The 15532-nt window shown below is 62.3% G+C and carries 16 protein-coding genes and 1 pseudogene; 7 read left to right on the top strand and 10 right to left on the bottom strand.

Features of this window, described 5'->3' with window-relative positions; all coding sequences use genetic code 11:
* Positions 1 to 246 precede the first annotated feature (246 nt).
* Together BLR85_RS25310 and BLR85_RS25305 are read right to left on the bottom strand one after the other, a co-directional pair.
* Positions 247 to 1401: an iron-containing alcohol dehydrogenase gene (locus BLR85_RS25310; RefSeq protein ID WP_093164015.1), complete on the bottom strand. Its 1155-nt coding sequence runs from the start codon at positions 1399 to 1401 to the stop codon at positions 247 to 249.
* Between the two features lie 199 nt (positions 1402 to 1600).
* Complete coding sequence (locus BLR85_RS25305; protein ID WP_093164009.1) at positions 1601 to 2311, bottom strand: hypothetical protein; 711 nt, start codon at positions 2309 to 2311, stop codon at positions 1601 to 1603.
* Between the two features lie 207 nt (positions 2312 to 2518).
* On the opposite strand from BLR85_RS25305, the gene BLR85_RS25300 reads away from it, so the two are divergent.
* A complete protein-coding gene (locus BLR85_RS25300; protein ID WP_093164006.1) occupies positions 2519 to 3973 on the top strand; it encodes an aldehyde dehydrogenase family protein in 1455 nt (484 codons plus the stop codon).
* A 21-nt stretch (positions 3974 to 3994) separates the two neighbouring features.
* Here BLR85_RS25300 and BLR85_RS25295 read toward each other — a convergent pair whose 3' ends face one another.
* On the bottom strand, positions 3995 to 4861 hold the full coding sequence (locus tag BLR85_RS25295) for a class I SAM-dependent methyltransferase (RefSeq protein ID WP_139188549.1): 867 nt from the start codon (positions 4859 to 4861) through the stop codon (positions 3995 to 3997).
* Positions 4862 to 5251: 390 nt separating this feature from the next.
* On the opposite strand from BLR85_RS25295, the gene BLR85_RS25290 reads away from it, so the two are divergent.
* Positions 5252 to 5455 (top strand): hypothetical protein, encoded by a 204-nt coding sequence (locus BLR85_RS25290; RefSeq protein ID WP_093164002.1) that lies wholly within the window; start codon positions 5252 to 5254, stop codon positions 5453 to 5455.
* A 182-nt stretch (positions 5456 to 5637) separates the two neighbouring features.
* Positions 5638 to 6930 carry an MFS transporter gene (locus BLR85_RS25285; protein ID WP_093163999.1) on the top strand — a complete coding sequence of 431 codons (1293 nt, stop codon included), beginning with the start codon at positions 5638 to 5640 and terminating at the stop codon, positions 6928 to 6930.
* A 349-nt stretch (positions 6931 to 7279) separates the two neighbouring features.
* Here BLR85_RS25285 and BLR85_RS25280 read toward each other — a convergent pair whose 3' ends face one another.
* The 6 genes from BLR85_RS25280 to mgtE all read right to left on the bottom strand — a co-directional run bounded on the left by BLR85_RS25280 (position 7280) and on the right by mgtE (position 12114).
* Positions 7280 to 7588, bottom strand: a complete 309-nt coding sequence (locus BLR85_RS25280) for a hypothetical protein (protein WP_093163996.1) — start codon at positions 7586 to 7588, stop codon at positions 7280 to 7282.
* A gap of 124 nt (positions 7589 to 7712) precedes the next feature.
* Positions 7713 to 7997, bottom strand: coding sequence for a hypothetical protein (locus BLR85_RS25275; protein ID WP_093163994.1), 285 nt, complete (start codon positions 7995 to 7997; stop codon positions 7713 to 7715).
* A 275-nt stretch (positions 7998 to 8272) separates the two neighbouring features.
* Positions 8273 to 9310: a succinylglutamate desuccinylase/aspartoacylase family protein gene (locus BLR85_RS25270; RefSeq protein ID WP_093163991.1), complete on the bottom strand. Its 1038-nt coding sequence runs from the start codon at positions 9308 to 9310 to the stop codon at positions 8273 to 8275.
* A gap of 5 nt (positions 9311 to 9315) precedes the next feature.
* Positions 9316 to 10221, bottom strand: coding sequence for a 30S ribosomal protein S6--L-glutamate ligase (gene rimK, locus BLR85_RS25265; protein WP_093163988.1), 906 nt, complete (start codon positions 10219 to 10221; stop codon positions 9316 to 9318).
* Positions 10218 to 10742, bottom strand: a complete 525-nt coding sequence (locus tag BLR85_RS25260; RefSeq protein WP_093163985.1) for an ATP-dependent zinc protease family protein — start codon at positions 10740 to 10742, stop codon at positions 10218 to 10220. The genes rimK and BLR85_RS25260 overlap by 4 nt, the downstream gene beginning before the upstream one ends.
* 10 nt (positions 10743 to 10752) lie before the next feature.
* The gene (gene mgtE, locus BLR85_RS25255) at positions 10753 to 12114 is read right to left on the bottom strand and encodes a magnesium transporter (protein ID WP_093163982.1); all 1362 of its coding nucleotides are present in this window, start codon (positions 12112 to 12114) and stop codon (positions 10753 to 10755) included.
* A gap of 76 nt (positions 12115 to 12190) precedes the next feature.
* On the opposite strand from mgtE, the gene BLR85_RS25250 reads away from it, so the two are divergent.
* The 4 genes from BLR85_RS25250 to BLR85_RS25235 all read left to right on the top strand — a co-directional run bounded on the left by BLR85_RS25250 (position 12191) and on the right by BLR85_RS25235 (position 15272).
* The gene (locus tag BLR85_RS25250) at positions 12191 to 12493 is read left to right on the top strand and encodes a hypothetical protein (RefSeq protein ID WP_093163979.1); all 303 of its coding nucleotides are present in this window, start codon (positions 12191 to 12193) and stop codon (positions 12491 to 12493) included.
* A 311-nt stretch (positions 12494 to 12804) separates the two neighbouring features.
* Positions 12805 to 13191 (top strand): hypothetical protein, encoded by a 387-nt coding sequence (locus BLR85_RS28740; RefSeq protein WP_139188548.1) that lies wholly within the window; start codon positions 12805 to 12807, stop codon positions 13189 to 13191.
* A gap of 438 nt (positions 13192 to 13629) precedes the next feature.
* A complete protein-coding gene (locus BLR85_RS25240) occupies positions 13630 to 14064 on the top strand; it encodes a MobC family plasmid mobilization relaxosome protein (RefSeq protein WP_244520871.1) in 435 nt (144 codons plus the stop codon).
* Positions 14061 to 15272 carry a relaxase/mobilization nuclease domain-containing protein gene (locus BLR85_RS25235; RefSeq protein ID WP_093163973.1) on the top strand — a complete coding sequence of 404 codons (1212 nt, stop codon included), beginning with the start codon at positions 14061 to 14063 and terminating at the stop codon, positions 15270 to 15272. The genes BLR85_RS25240 and BLR85_RS25235 overlap by 4 nt, the downstream gene beginning before the upstream one ends.
* Here BLR85_RS25235 and BLR85_RS25230 read toward each other — a convergent pair.
* A pseudogene (locus BLR85_RS25230) lies at positions 15238 to 15532 on the bottom strand (Mu transposase domain-containing protein); the annotation flags it as partial. The gene BLR85_RS25235 and the pseudogene BLR85_RS25230 sit on opposite strands and share 35 nt — an antisense overlap.

Raw genomic sequence — 15532 nt, 5'->3', positions numbered from 1 at the left:
AACGATTCAGGTTTTTGGCGGTACGCTTTAATGCAGCACTGAAGGCTGGGTTAGCCCGAGGCAATCCCGTCGAGGCCCGTCGAGGCCCGTCGAATACCGGTAAGAGCATTGAGAAAAATTGTGCCTTTTTGGCGTTGAAGGGGGCTTTGCCCCCCGCGCTCTTACGAGCGCTCCCCCCAAAGTATTTTTGGAAAGATGATGGCAACTGGGCGTGCGCGTTTTTTTTGGTGCAGCTATTGGCTGCCCTTATCGCGCGGCCTCCATCATGGCATTGAGTTCCGCGACAGTCAGCGCCACCGGATTTGCCTTCATCGAGGAGGATGTCGCGGCGGCCTCGGCGGCGGCGGCGCGGTCCTTGGCGCTCACCCCGAGCGCATCCAGCCCCGGCAGGCCGCAATCCGTGGACCATGAGGCCAAGGCGTCGAAGGCTTCGCCTTCCGCCGCCGGAATGGCCGATGTGATCCAGCCACGAATTTCATTGAACCGCCGTTGTGCCTCTGTATCCGAAACCCGGGCGGCATTGAGCGCCAGCCCATGGGGCAGCAGCGCGCCGCAGATCGCGCCATGTGCGGCGCCGGAGAGTCCGCCAAGCGGCCCCGCGAGGCCGTGGATCACCCCCAGCCCCGCATTTGCCAGCGCCAGTCCACCGCAGAGCGACACCCAGGCCATCACGTCGCGGACCTCCGGATCTTCGCCCTCCATCAGACGCGGCAGCGCCGCCAGCCCGGCGGGAATCGCGTCCCGGCAGAGCGCGTCGGTCAGCGGGTTGGCGCGGGTGCACAGATAGGGTTCCATCACCTGCGTGATCGCGTCCAGGCCGGAGGCGAGCGTGACGGCCCGGGGACAGCCATCGGTCAGGGCGGGATCGACAATGGCCAGGCGGGGCAGCATCGCCAGGTCGCGCAGGCTCACCTTTCGCCGCGCCTCGGGCACCGAGATGACCGCATTGCGGGTGACTTCGGTGCCGGTGCCGGCGGTGGTCGGGATCGCGGCGAAGGGCAGCGGCGCGGCTTCGAGCGGCAGGCCCCGCCCGACGACTTCGAGGTGGTCGAGCATCGGACGCTCGGACGGAACGAGCGCCGCAATCGCCTTGCCTGCATCGATCGCAGCGCCACCGCCAAGCGCGATAACGGCGTCCACCGCCGCCGAGCGGGCGGCGAAAACGCCGGCATCGACCAGGTCCATGTCGGGCTCGCCCGGCACCCGGAAGCGCAGCACGTGGCACCCTTGGGCCTCCAGCGCGTCGCAGAGCCAGGCCGCGCGGCCGGCGTCGGCGCCGCAGACGACCATGATCCGTTCTCCCAATGCCGCCAGCGCCGGCACGGTTTCCAGCGCTTTTCCACGCCCGAACAGGATCTCCGTTGCGGTCGCAAAGGCGAAGCTGGTGGGTCTGGCTGTCATGGTCGAATTCCTTGCGAAATGAAACAGGGCCGCCCGAACTTGCCGTGGCGCGGGCCTGACTTGATTGCCTCCCGCACAGTCGGCTTGGAAGGTGACAAATCGGCCCGAATGGCGGCCAGTCAACCGCCCCCTTTCAACAAAACGGCCACGCTTCTGCGTGGCCATCCTGTATTTCCGTCATCTGCGCGTGGCGTATTGATCAGCCAAATTTCATGAAAAGCATGGAATAGGGCTTTTTCAAGCCAGCAACGGCGGCCTTCGCGGCGTCCCAGTCCCCGGCATCGGCGGCGTCCGCGAGAGCCTGCACGCTTGCCAGCAGACCTGCGACCATTTTCTCATAGGCCGGGTCCGATGCCTCGGGCGCGGGATTCGCGGCGATCTCACTTGCCAGATATTGCAGGACCGCCGTTTCTGCCGCGAGGGCCGGTAGGGCTTCGGGGCCCTTCTGGGCATATCCCGCCAGCAGCACATGCTCCATCTTCTCGTGATAGGCATTCATCCGGTCCGAGAAGCCGATCTGTCCATTCCGCTGGCGCATATCCCCGATCTGGTCACGAATTTCCTCCAACGTTTCATGCGCTTCGGCCAGTTCGCCGGCCGCGATCTGCGCATCGGCGCGTTGAGCGATCTCCGACACCGTGTCCATCGTGGCGGCAAATCCGGCATCGTCCTCGTATTGCGGCGGCGGGTTGGTCTTCCATACTTCGTCGAGCGCCTTCCACTGGCCGACAAATCCCTTGATCGACGCCGTCGACGCCTCTGCATTGCCCATGTTGGTCTGGAACAGAGCCGCCCGATAGGTTCCGTAGGCCTGCCGCAACTGGCCTTCGAAATCGGCAAAGGGGCCGGCAACAGCAAGCCCGGGAAAAACCAGGCACAGGCTCACGGCACTCGCACGCAGGATATTCATTCTCATCTCTCCAGTGGGGCCCCGGCGAACAGGCACACCGGATTACATTCATCTTTATGAATGCCTCTTGAAGGTCAACCGAAAAGCGGGACGCTCGCCTCTCGCCACAACGTTTTTTTTACGTCTCGAAGCGTCGCAACAGGTTCCCGTCCTGCGAAATCCCGATTAAGACCGGACAGAATTTTCGCGTTGCGAACCGGGGACCCGATGAACGAGATCAAGCAATACTGGCAGAATTACATTGACGGCGAGTGGGTGGATGGCGGCGCGGGCCGCATCGACGTGATCGACCCGGCCACGGGCAAGACGCTCGCGCAACATGCGCTGGCCGATGCGCGCGATGTGGATGACGCGGTTCAGGCGGCCCGCCACCTGCACCAGTCACGCGATTGGTCCGGTTTGCGGCCCGTGGATCGCGGACGCAAGGTCCGCGCGATGGGGCAGTACCTGCTGCACAAAATCGACGAGATCGCCCCTGTCCTGACGCTCGAACAGGGCAAGCCGCTCTGGGAATCCCGGGTCGAGATCACGGGGGCAGCGCGCTATTTCGAGTATTACGGCAACCAGGCGGAAACCATCGAGGGCCGCTCGATCCCGCTGGGTGACAAGTATTTCGACTTCACCACCTACGAGCCCTATGGCGTCTCGGCCCAGATCATTCCGTGGAACTATCCACTGGAAATGACCGCCCGCTCGCTCTCGGCCGCGCTGGCGACGGGAAATGCGTGCGTAATCAAGTCACCCGAACTGACCCCGCTCAGCCTGGCATGGTTCGCGCTGGCCGCAGAGGCCGCTGGGCTTCCCGATGGCGCGGTGAATATCCTGTGTGGATATGGGCGCCAGGCAGGAGCCGCGCTCGCCGGGCACACGAAGGTCAACCAGGTCGTCTTTACCGGCTCGGTCCCCACCGGCATTGCCGTGGCCAAGGCCGCCGCGCTCAACGTTGTGCCCTGCGTGCTGGAGCTAGGCGGGAAATCGGCGGCAATCGTGCATGAGGATGCCAATCTAGACTCCTTCGTCGACGATGTTCGCTGGGGGATCTATTTCAATGCCGGTCAGACCTGTTCGGCCATGTCGCGTGTCATCGTGCATGACAGCATCCATGACGAGCTCGTGGACCGGATTGCCGATATGGCCGAGACGCTCTCGGTCGGCCCCGGCATTGATCGGCCAAAGATCGGCGCGAATATGGGCGCGATGGTGAGCCTGCAACAGCGCGACCGGGCAGAGATCATGGTGACCGAAGCCATCGGCAGCGGCGCGAATCTCGCCACCGGCGGGCGGCGACCGAAACGCCATGTCGGCGCTTTCCTCGAACCGACGGTGCTGACCGACGTTACCCCGGACATGGCCATTGCCCGCGAGGAGATTTTCGGTCCGGTCCTGTCGGTGCTGCGTTTCCAGGAGGACGAAGACGCCATCGAGATCGCCAACTCGACCCAGTACGGCCTCGTCGGCGGGGTGTTCACCCGCGACCTGGATCGCGCCACCCGGGCCGCGCAACAGATGCGCGCGGGGCAGGTCTTCGTGAACGAATGGTTTGCCGGCGGCGTTGAGACGCCCTTCGGCGGCTTCGGCAAATCCGGTTATGGCCGGGAAAAGGGCCGCGAGGCGCTCTGGAACTACGTCCAGACCAAGAACGTGGCGATCCGGCTCGGCTGAGCCCGTTGCCGGTCCGGCGGATCAGCCGCCGGCCGGCGCGGGTCGCGCGAATCTGTGCGCGGCCCGCTTGCCGGGATTGGCGAGCAGCGCCAGCACCATCTCCTCCAGCGCGTCGGTCAGCCGCCAGCCGCGGGCGGCATAGCGCAGCTGGGCGGATTTGATCAGGTCCAGCATCCGTGAGTCGCTCAGGGCCTCGGTCCGTGCCGCTTCCAGCGCGGCCGCGTCCGGCCGCCCGGTGCACAGGTAGACCATCGTGTCGCGCGGAACCTGCGCGAGGGGCAGGAAGAAATCGGCCAGCAATTCCATCTGCACGGGCACCCAGGGCTGGCTCCAATGCAGAAAATCCTGCTGAACGAGCAGCGAGCGGCCCGGCATCAGGTGCGGCAGGAAGGTCTCGGCCATCCTGTCCATCTTTGATGCCTCCTTGGAGGCATCCATCACCAGGATCTCGATATCGCCACCGTCCCAGGAAAGCGTTTCGATCTCGCCCCGGTGAAGCGTGACCCGATCCTGCCAGGGGGCGAGCAATTCCTGCGCCAGGGCGAAGATGTCATCGCCCTCGAATGGCGCGACCCCGCTGGCGTAGAGCAAGCCCTGCTTGGCCTTCTCATGCGCCGTGAACCGGTCATAGGCGTGAACGGCGTTGTCCAGCCCGGCCACCCGCGCGCCCTCGGCCAGCCGCGCCGTCGAGCCTCCCGCGAAACAGCCGAGATCGACAATCGCCCCGGCCCCCTCGGCCCACTGCGACGCCAGCCAGAAATAGAGCGCCTGCTCCCGTGCCGAGAGCATCGTCGGAACCAGGCGCGCCCGGCCGAGGGCCATGTCGTGCAGGTGGCTCCAGGGGGCCCGGGAAAAGGCGGCATTTCGGGCTTCATCAAGATGAGTCATGTCTCGCCCTTACCAGAGGCCGGGGATATGAACCATGAACCGGCACTGCGATTGCAATCGTTTTCCTGAAACCGACGATAGCAGGCAACAATTTGCCCCCCGAAAAAGCCGGAATCAGTTTTTCGGCTCATCTAACGGCGTTTGTGACCGAAAAACCGCGTCTCAAGAGCCACCTAGACCCTCACAGCATAGCAGCATGGCAGTATCAGCGACCCCCGACTCATGGAAATTTATTGCCCGGTCTGCCATATACCGTGGTGCACGGAGATCGCTCCAAAGCGGCATTCGCGCGAGAGATAACGGAGTTCCACAAGGGCTTTTCGGACGGCAACCTCGTTCGAAGGGTCGGGAAGTTCGCAGACCCGTACAGACGCCCTATCGAGGATTGAAATGGAAAACGCCTCCCACCTGTTCACCCGCATGAGCACCGCACAACACTCGCTGGAACAGCTGCGCAATGATGTCAGTCAGGCGCTGGTCACCAACACGGCTGCCTGCGAATGCTGCGGCCAGGACGCTCGCCGCTTCCAGGAGCTGCACGGCCGCCTGTCCACTGCGCTGGCCGCCCTGCACGGCGAGCTTCGCGAACACTGACGGCGGGGCGAAACGCCCTCTGCCGAACCGATCATGGCTCCGGGCGCACAGCGTTTGGAGCCTTTTGTTTTGTCGGCCGGTTGACGCACTTTTCGTCGGGCGCTTTTCGCGGTAGCTCTCAATAAGACCGGCTTCACGAAATTCAGGCACTCCGCCTCAACCGTCCAGGAGAGTGACTTACGATGGTCAGGCAATTGGTCCCGGTGACCTCCCTGCTCCTTGGCTCCGCGCTGCTCGTATTTGCAGGCGGCATGCACGGGCTGCTGCTGCCGGTGCGCGGATCGGCCGAGGGGTTCACGGCCAGTTCGCTCGGCCTGCTGGGAACCGGTTGGGCGGTTGGCTACGTGCTCGGCTGCGTTATGGCGCCGCGGTTGGTCGGCCTTGTCGGGCATATCCGGACCTTTGGCACCCTGTGCGCGCTGGCCTCGGTCACCGTCCTCTTCCAGGCCCTGCTGGTGGAAACATGGGCGTGGATTCCCACCCGCGCCATTTCGGGTTTCTGCTTCGCGGGCGCGGCGATGATCGTCGAGTCCTGGCTGAACGACCGGGCCCAGCCGAATACGCGCGGAAAGATCTTCGGGATCTACACGATGGTCAATCTCGGCGCGACGACGGCCGGGCAGATGTCGATTGCGCTCGGAGACACCACAGGTTTCGTGTTTTTCGCGATTGGTGGGATCTTCTACTCGCTTGCGCTTATCCCCACGGCGCTTTCGACCTCCCCCTCCCCCGCGCCGCTGACCTCTGTGTCGCTCGACGTGCCGGCGCTGTGGAGAAACTCTCCCGTCGCGGTGGTGGCCGTATTCCTCGTCGGCATCTCGAACGCGGCCTTTGGAACCCTTGCGGCGGTCTATGCCGACCGGGCCGGACTGGCGCTGACCTCCATTGCCCTGTTTTCCAGCCTGCCGGTTCTGGCCGGGGCGCTCTCCCAGGTGCCGATAGGCTTTGCCAGCGACCGGATGGACCGGCGGATCGTGCTGGTGGCGACGACAGTGATCGCGCTTGCCGCGGATCTGGCCTTCATCCTGCTGGCACCGGACGATCGCTGGACGAACCTGGCGCTTGCCAGCCTGTTCGGGGCCGCGATCTTCGCCATGTACCCGATCATCGTGGCGCATGCCAATGACCATGCCCCGCCCGGAACCTCCATCCAGGTTTCCGGCGGCTTGCTCATGGTCTTCGGGCTCGGCTCGGTGGCCGGCCCGCTGGTGGCCGGCTTCGCGATGTCCTTTGTCGGCAAGCAGGGCCTGTTCCTGACAACCATCGCCGCGCATGTCCTGCTAATCCTCTTCACGCTCTGGCGGATCCGGTTCAGTCCGGCGGTACGCAAGAAGGACAAGGGAACCTTCCAGATGTCGGTCCCCGCAAGGGTATCGACCCCCGAGACCGCAGCGCTGGCCGGCGGCGAGGAAGAGGAAAATCCTCTCGTCGTCGTCCCGGAGGAAACGGACCCGGAGACAGCGAAAGACGCCTGACCGGCACTCGGCGCCGGTGCCCTCACGATGGCCTCCGGAGAAGACTGGCGGGGAGCGCAGGGATCAATCCCCGTCCCCCCCGCCAGTCACGCCCGTCAAATACCGGGCAATACGCAAACCGGTGATCCACTCTTCCGCCGGTCCGCCCCGACCGCACTCCCCGCTATATTGCGCTGAGCGGGATTGCGGTCGGTTTTCGCGGTCTAAAATGACTTGCTTCAAATTCTAGCAGCGGGGACGTCCCACCTGTCCGCCCCCGGATACTCGGGCCGCGCCGCGGACTTGACCGGTCCGCGGCGCGATGGCTGCTCGTCGGCGCCTCCCTTCGCCGGCGATGCCTTGCCCCGGTTCAGTCCCAAATAGGCGGAACCAGGGAAATCGTCGCAAGGAGCAGCATGATGGATGCAACATAGCCGTGCATCCAGGTTTTCCCCGGTGTTTCGCCATGACCGGCCAGCAGCCGCCCGCCCATCCACAAGCTCGCCAATGCGAAGGCGAGGAACAAATAGAGAGCGGAAAACTCGAAGATCATCCGAAGCGTCCGGCCGGAATCCGTCATCGTATCCCAGCCGTAGCGGAGCAGCGCGGCGGCGGCGAAAGCGCCCGCCGTGCCTGCAACGAGCAAGCCATCGCGAATGAGTGCGGCGGCGACCGACACAATCGAACCGTTCCGGCCAACCGACAGCCGGAAACCCGGTAGCCCGGTAGCCCGGTGTCAAACGCAAGTCCCATTTCCTGTTGTCCTTTGGAACCCACTTTCCATTCAGAACGAATGGACTTTTTCAGGGGATGTAGATGAAGTCCGGCTCGATCATGGCGTCCACCGGCAGTGTCATCGGCCATGCTTCGGAACGGTTGAGAGCATCTCGAAAACGTCGGGCCGCGACGTGCTTTGCCTGTACCAGGTTCCGGAAGCCGGTTGACTGGCTGTAGCCCTCACCCAAGGCGTCGAAGAACTCGACCACATAGGTGCCATTCGTTTTCCTGACCTGGGCAACGCATGGCGCGCGATCCGTTGCGAGCCACCAGCATTTCCCTCCTTCAGAGAAGCTTTCCTTCCATTCCATTTTCGTTACTCCAGACGCGAATTTGCGCCAACACGATACCTCAGTATTGCGGTCAATGCGGCAATTTTACAAGATGGATTCTTCGCGTTTCATCAGATTTTCCACGCAATCCACAAGACATCAATGCATTAAATTTAAATGAAATTATCAAGTCACTCATGCCGGCAATCCTCTGCCGATCCGTCCTGTGGACCCTTGCGACATGCCATGTCGCTTTCGCACTGCGATTCACATGTTTTCCGCGCCCCCCCCTGCCCCGGCCGATCGGGACAAGGTCAAATGATCTCGTCCTCGTCAAAAATCGGGTCGCCTTCAAGATCCGAACGGATCGTTTGCACGGTGTTTTCAGCGACCTCGTTTGAGGGCGTCTGGGCAATATGGAACAGCGCGTCGCCCTCGTTGACGATCGGCATGACAGCACGGCCAACGACGATCCCGTCGGCCGAAGCGATAACCTCTCGCTCACGCTCGCCGAACGGGTCCGAGACGACCGCGAGCACTTCTCCAGCCGAGACGACATCGCCCGTGTCGCGATACACGCGGAGCAGGCCACCGCCCGGCGCCCGCACCCAGCGGCTGGTTTTCAGCAGCATCGAGCGGCCCCGTGCCTTGGGCACGCCGCGCGAAGTGATCATTCCCAGGTCGTGCAGAACGCGCAGGATCCCGGCCACGCCGGCCCGCACTGCAAGCTCGTCGAAGCGCAGCCCCTCGCCGGCCTCGTAGAGCAGCACCCGAACACCGCTGGCCTGCGCCGCCGCGCGCAACGATCCATCGCGCTCGGAGGACTGCAGCACGACCGGAGCGCCGAACACCTTCGCCAGTCGGATGGACTCGCGATCTCCCGCCGCGACCCGAACCTGCGGAAGGTTCGTTCGGTGGATCGCCGCGGAGTGCAGGTCGATACCGAGATCGCAACGTTCGACAACCTCGTGCATCAGCAGATGCGCCAACCGCGCGGCGAGCGAGCCCCTGGCCGAGCCGGGAAAGCACCGGTTGAGGTCGCGCCGGTCCGGCAGGTAACGGGACTGGTTGAGAAAGCCGAAGGCGTTCACGATCGGAATCGTAATCAGGGTACCCTTCAGGCTGTCCAGCGTCCTGATGGCCAGCAAACGCCGCACGATCTCGGCCCCGATCACCTCGTCTCCATGAATCCCGGCGGTAATAAACACGATCGGCCCGGACCGGCGGCCATGGATAACATGGGCCGACATCGTCACCGGCGTGTGGTCGGAGAGAACAGAGACCGGAATATCCACGGTCCGGCGGGAGCCCGGCTGTATCGCCGCGCCCCCTATCTCGAAAGCCTTCCGCATTGTGCTCAGCCTACAGCCTTGGCCCGCGTCTTGGACGGGTCCGCGTTTTTCTCGATATGCTCGATGATCATCGTGGCAACATCTTTTTCAGTCGCCTTTTCAATCCCTTCGATACCGGGCGACGAGTTGACCTCCATCACGACGGGTCCGTGATTGGAACGCAGCATGTCCACGCCGCAAACGCTCAGCCCCATGGTCTTGGCCGCTCGGATCGCCGTGGAGCGCTCTTCCGGCGAAATCTTGGCGACTTGTGCGGACCCGCCGCGATGCAGGTTGGAACGGAACTCGCCCTCGGCACCAGAACGCTTCATGGCAGCGACCACGCGGCCGCCGATGACAAAGGCGCGGATATCCGTGCCCTTGGCTTCCTTGATGAATTCCTGTGCCATGATGTTGATCTTGGCGCCCCGGAAGGCCTCGATGACTGACCGGGCCGACCGGTCCGAGTCCGCCAGCACAACGCCGACGCCCTGCGTGCCTTCGAGCAGCTTGATAACCAGCGGCGCTCCACCAGCAAGTTGAACAACTTCTTCGGTCTGCTTGGGGTCATAGGCAAAGGTCGTGACCGGAAGCCCGATCCCCTCGCGGGCCATGAGTTGCATCGACCGCAGCTTGTCCCGCGAACGGCCAATGGCGATGCTCTTGTTGAGGCAATAGACGCCCATCATCTCGAACTGCCGGACAACGGCCATGCCGTAGAAGGTGACAGACGCCCCGATCCGCGGGATCACGGCGTCATATTCCGGCAACAATTCGCCATTGTAATAGATCTCGGGGCGTCGCGACGCGATGTTCATGTAGCAGCGCGTGGTGTTGATGACCTCGAACTCGTGTCCGCGCGCTTCGGCGGCTTCTTTCAGGCGACGGTGCGAATACAGATCGGGGTTCCGGGACAGCATGGCAATCTTCATTTCGTCACTCCTTGTGACTTGTGATTCTTTTTAGGTTTTCTGGGCCGTGTAAGCCAGGAATGGCCGCAATCGACGACCAGCCCATGCCCACGAAGTGCAGTTCGACCGATGAGCATCGGATACTTCATCTCTCCCCGATCGGTCAGTGAAATCTCCACGAGAAACACCCGGTGTTCGACCTTGAGGTCTGTCCGGATGAAATATCGGTCTTCGGCAATGCCTCCGCTATTCTTGACCTGACGGTGGTCCGAGACCCGCGCGCGGCAGATGTCGGGTGCCGAATGTCCAAGGTCGGGCGGATGAAACTCCACCCAATCCCGGCCATCCTCGCCGGTGAATCTCCGTATATCGGTCGCATGTAACGCTGTCGTCAGGGCGCCGGTGTCGATCTTTGCGGTGAAGTCGTTCAGCCCGAGTTCCGGAAGCGACACGTATTCGCGCCAGCCGATGATAAGGGGGGGTTGGATACGTGCCTTGCGTCTTTTCTTGGCCCGGTAGCTCTGGATGTTGTTGTTCGTCATGATCAGGCTCTCAGATCAGGTATGGCATCATCAGGGTAGCAAGAGACAGGACCAGGAAGAACCCCGCCATATCGGTGATGGTGGTCAGGAGCGGGCCGCTTGCGACCGCCGGGTCCTGGCCCAGACGTTTCAGCAGCAGCGGCACGACACCGCCAATGGACACGGCGATGACGGTATTGATCGCCAGCGCCAGCCCGATCACCAGCCCGAGCCAGGGATTGCCCTTCCAGAACCAGGCGACAAGCCCGATGAGAATGCCGAGCGCGATCCCGTTCACCAGGCCCACGGATATCTCCTTGAGCCAGACCCGCAACGCATCCACCGGGCGCACGAGGCCGAGGGACAGCTCGCGCATGGTGACGCCGACGGCCTGGTTGCCGGAACAGCCCGACATGTCGGAGACCATTGGCAGGAAGACGGCAATGGCGATCACGGCCGCGAGTGTCTCCTCGTAGGCCGAGATCACGCTCGCGGCGATGATGTTGAGCACGATATTGGCCGACAGCCATGCCAGGCGGCGCCCCGAACGGATCCGCAAGGGCATCGAGCGCAGCTCGTCGCCGATAACACCCTGCCGGCGCAGGCTCTGGCTTTCGGCCCGCTCGGCCAGCGCCTCGGTGACGGAGGCCCGGGTGACGACGCCGGTCAGGCGCCCCAACTCGTCCAGAACCGGCACGGCGAGGAAGGTGTGCTCGATGAAAAGATCTTCCAGCGCATCCAGCGAGGCGTCGGTCGTCACGGTGATCGGCGACACCATGATCTGCGAGAGCTTCGCCGCCCTCTTGGACGCCAGCAGCGCGCGCAGCGAGATAACGCCGTTCAGACGCCCTTCTTCGTCGACCACGTAGGGGTTCTGCGCGCGGTAGCGGTCGAACTCGTCCTCTTCATCCGCAATGCGCCGAATGACCGATCCGACGGTTGCAGCGGCGGCAAAGGCAAAGACCTCGGTCGACATCAGTCCGCCGGCCGTGTCCTCGTCATATTCCACAAGACGACGCACATCGGCGGCGTCCTCGTCGTCCATCTCCGCCAGAACGGCATCGGCGGCACTGGTTTCCAACTCGCCGATAACGTCGGCCTGCACATCGGAACCAAGCTCGTCGAGAACTTCAGCCGCGCGCTCGGCATCCATCGAACCGATGAAATCGGCCGCAAGCTCGCTGGGCGCCTCCTCGACCAGTTCGGCGGCAAGATCCGCGGTCATGACCCTGAAAGCGTCGTCGCGCAGATCCTCGCCGAGGTTCAGAAGCAGGCGCAGCGCCTCGCTGGGCGGAAGCGGATCCAGCAACTGGTCAAGGCGTGCCTCATCCTCTGCCTCGATCGCACGACGCAGTTCTCCGGCAATGTCCAACTGCTCGGCCAGATCTTCCATGTCGTCCCTTTCGTCCGCAAATGAGTGAATTTTATTTGTCGATAGACAAAATTTCTTTGCCCAGTTAGAAGAAGCCATGACCCCTTACAAGCATTATCTCCGGGCCGCGGACATTCTTTCCAAACTTTATGGCGAGGAGTTCGGAGGCAAGAAAAACGGACGCTACCGCGTGTCGGAAAAGCTGATGCGCCTGTTGCTGCAACGGCGCCGGCTTTACGATTCGGATATCAGCGCGGTCACGCGCGCCCTGATCGAGCGCGGCTTTGTGCTCATCGACATGGACAGCTTTTACGTGGTGATGAGCGCGAATTCCTTTGTCAACTACCGGCGCGTGGGCGACGCCAACATTCAGAATGCCCTGAGCCGCGACGCGAACTGAGCAATCTCACTGCGAGCGTTCCGGAAAAAGCGAACGCCTCGCCATATTGGGGATGAGGCGAGGCGTTCAAAGAGCTACGGGCAGAGCTCACGGTTCAGGGCACTGTCTCGGCCAAAACCTGATCTCTTTCTACAGCAGTGGCAGAAACGGGCAATTCGCAAGATTACCTATAAACCTGCTGGCCACGTCAGCACCGAGAGCGGCCGTGTAAGACGCCGGAGCGGTGCCTCACCCCGTGCTCTCCCCGGTGCCGAAGCATTTCAGGAACATCTCCACCGCCGCCTCGACATAGGACCGGACCTGCTCTTCCGATGGCTTGTCTTCCAGAACCCCATCGCATTCGAGCGGAAGGCCCGGGAACTGAGCTAAACGCTCTCCACCAAACCCGGGCAAGTCCACGGCACTCCCCCCCCGAGGAGCTGAAGAACGCCTCGAGCCTGTTCAACCTGACACGGAACCTCGGTGGCGCCGTCGGGCTGGCCCTCATCAACACGTTGCTGACCCGGCGCAGCGATTTCCACAATGCGCGGATCGCCGAGTACATGAGCTGGTCGAATCCGCAGCTGCGCGCGCAGATGGACATGCTGTCGGCCAATGCGGCCTCGCACGGGCTGGATGGCCCCAAGGTCGCGCTGACACAGATGATCGGGCGCGTAACGCAACAGGCCGCGATCCTGTCCTTTATCGACGTCTTCTAGCTGTTTACCCTGCTTTTCTTGGCCATGGCAGCGATGACTCTGATGATGCAGAAGCCTGCCGCCAACGCGGCCAAGGCCCCGGCGCACTGACGGGTCCGCAAGGCGCTGCTTGTGCATTTATCCTTTTGGGCCGGCTTCTACTCCCGCTATCGCTGCATTGAGGGGATGGGACGGCTCTCCCTTTTTGGGGGCTCACCGGCAGATCCGGGATGCCGTTGCTCGTCTGGGTGCTCCAGCTGAAAAAAGAGAGGCAGTTCAAAGCATAACGTCATCGCGAAACAGCCGAACAGATCCACCGACAAGTTCGGAAGTATTCCAAAATGGCAAATTGGGAAATGGTGCTGCTAAAGAGAGAAAGTTTGAACTCTCTCTTCGACACTCTTGAGGAATGGGAACGCCATCTCGCACGTCATGATCTAAACGATCTGAGGTGCGAAGATGAGCATCTTAGACCGTAGTTTCAACGACATAGCGGCGCATGCGCCGAAGCCAGAACGGGGTAGGCCGAAGTATCCGCCGCCATTCTCGATCCGCTTCACCTTCGAAGAGCGGGCGCAGCTAGACGCTGAGCGCGGTCGTCAGACATTAAGCGCTTACATCCGTGAGCGACTCTTCGGCGAGGATGCAACACCGCGCAAGAAACGTGTCAATGGCCCTGTCCAGGACGCTGAAGCATTGGGGCGTGTTCTCGGGGTGTTGGGTGGTTCCCGCCTGTCAGCCAATCTCAACCAACTTGCCAAGGCGGTGAATACCGGCTCTCTGCCGGTCACGCCCGAGACTGAAGCCGACCTTCAGGAGGCATGCCGTGAGGTGAAAGCCCTGCGTGAAGACCTACTGCGCGCACTCGGTAAACAGCCTGGGAGCGGCCCATGATCCTCAAGGCAAAAGAAAGGGGCAATGCTCCGCAGCTTGCCCGCTACCTTATGGCTGAACGCGACAACGAGCATGTCGAACTGCATGAGGTACGGGGCTTTGCGAGTGATGATCTGATCGGGGCGTTCCACGAGGTCGATGCCATCGCGCGCGGTACCCGCTGCCAGAATTATCTCTTCTCAATGAGCCTGAACCCGCCCGAGGATGCGGATGTCTCGACCGATGTGTTCGAGCAGGCTGCAGACGAGATCGAACGCAAGCTCGGTTTGGATGATCAGCCGCGCGCCATCGTTTTCCATGAGAAGGACGGGCGCCGTCATGCGCATATCGTCTGGTCGCGGATCGATACAGAGCAGATGCGCGCGATCAACATGTCCCACTATAAGAGTAAGCTGCGTGATGTTTCCCGGAAGCTCTACCTGAAGCATGGCTGGGACATGCCGCGCGGGCTCGAAGACAAGCGTCTTCGCGATCCGCTAAATTTCTCACGGGAGGAATGGCAACAAGCCAGACGCACGGGGCTCGATCCACGTGAACTCAAGGCAGTCATCCAGAAAGCCTGGGCGGCATCCGACAATATGGCCTCGCTTGAACAGGCCCTCAGGGAGCGTGGTTTCTGGCTCGCGCGTGGTGACAAGCGTGGGTTTGTCACCATCGACTATCGCGGTGAAGTGTATTCGCTTGCGCGCTATGCCGGTGTGAAGACCAAAGACCTCGAAGACCGGCTTGGGGATCGAGACCGGCTGCGCCCAGCGGAAGAGATCAAGGCTGAGATCGCGCAGCGCATGACGCGCAAGCTCAAAGAGTTGATCAAAGATGTCGAGAAAGACGCGCAGCGGCGCCTGGCCACCATCGATCTGCGTAAGGCTGAGATGATCGCCCGTCATCAGGACGAGCGCGCTAGACTCTGGGCAGCTCTGGAGAAGCGCTGGGAGGCAGAGACTCATCAGCGCGCAGAGCGCTTGCCAAAGGGAGTCTCAGGTATCTGGCACCGCCTGACCGGGCGCTACGCCAAGGTGAAGGCACAGAACGAGCAGGAAACCCTGCAGGCCTATCGCCGCGACCAGGCCGAGAAGGATGCGCTGATATTCAAGCAGCTCGAACAGCGTCAGTCTCTGCAGCGTGATATCAGGCAGCAACGGGCCATCGCACGAGAAGAGCTGATGCAACTGCGCGAAGACGTGGCAAGGCGTCTGGCATCTCGGTGAACGGCGCACCGTTGCGCAGGGCGCCGGGTTTGCGTTGGATCACCGCCAAGTAATGGCGCCAATCATAGATGACCTTTCCGGGTTTATGGTGCGACCGCTCTATGACGCGACCATGGGTGCAAACGGTTTGGCCTTCCGCTACGACAACCAACCGTTCGGGATAAACGTGCAGGCTGACAGGGCGGTTCGCAAAGCTGGCCGGAACGCTGTAGCGATTGCGCTCGAAGGTGACCAAGCATGTCGGCGATACCCGTTTGCTA

The organism is Aliiruegeria lutimaris, from assembly GCF_900099935.1.
Taxonomy (GTDB): Bacteria; Pseudomonadota; Alphaproteobacteria; order Rhodobacterales; family Rhodobacteraceae; genus Tropicimonas; species Tropicimonas lutimaris.
The sequence above is the reverse complement of the archived record's forward strand: the minus strand, read 5'-3'. Positions and strand labels throughout refer to the sequence as shown.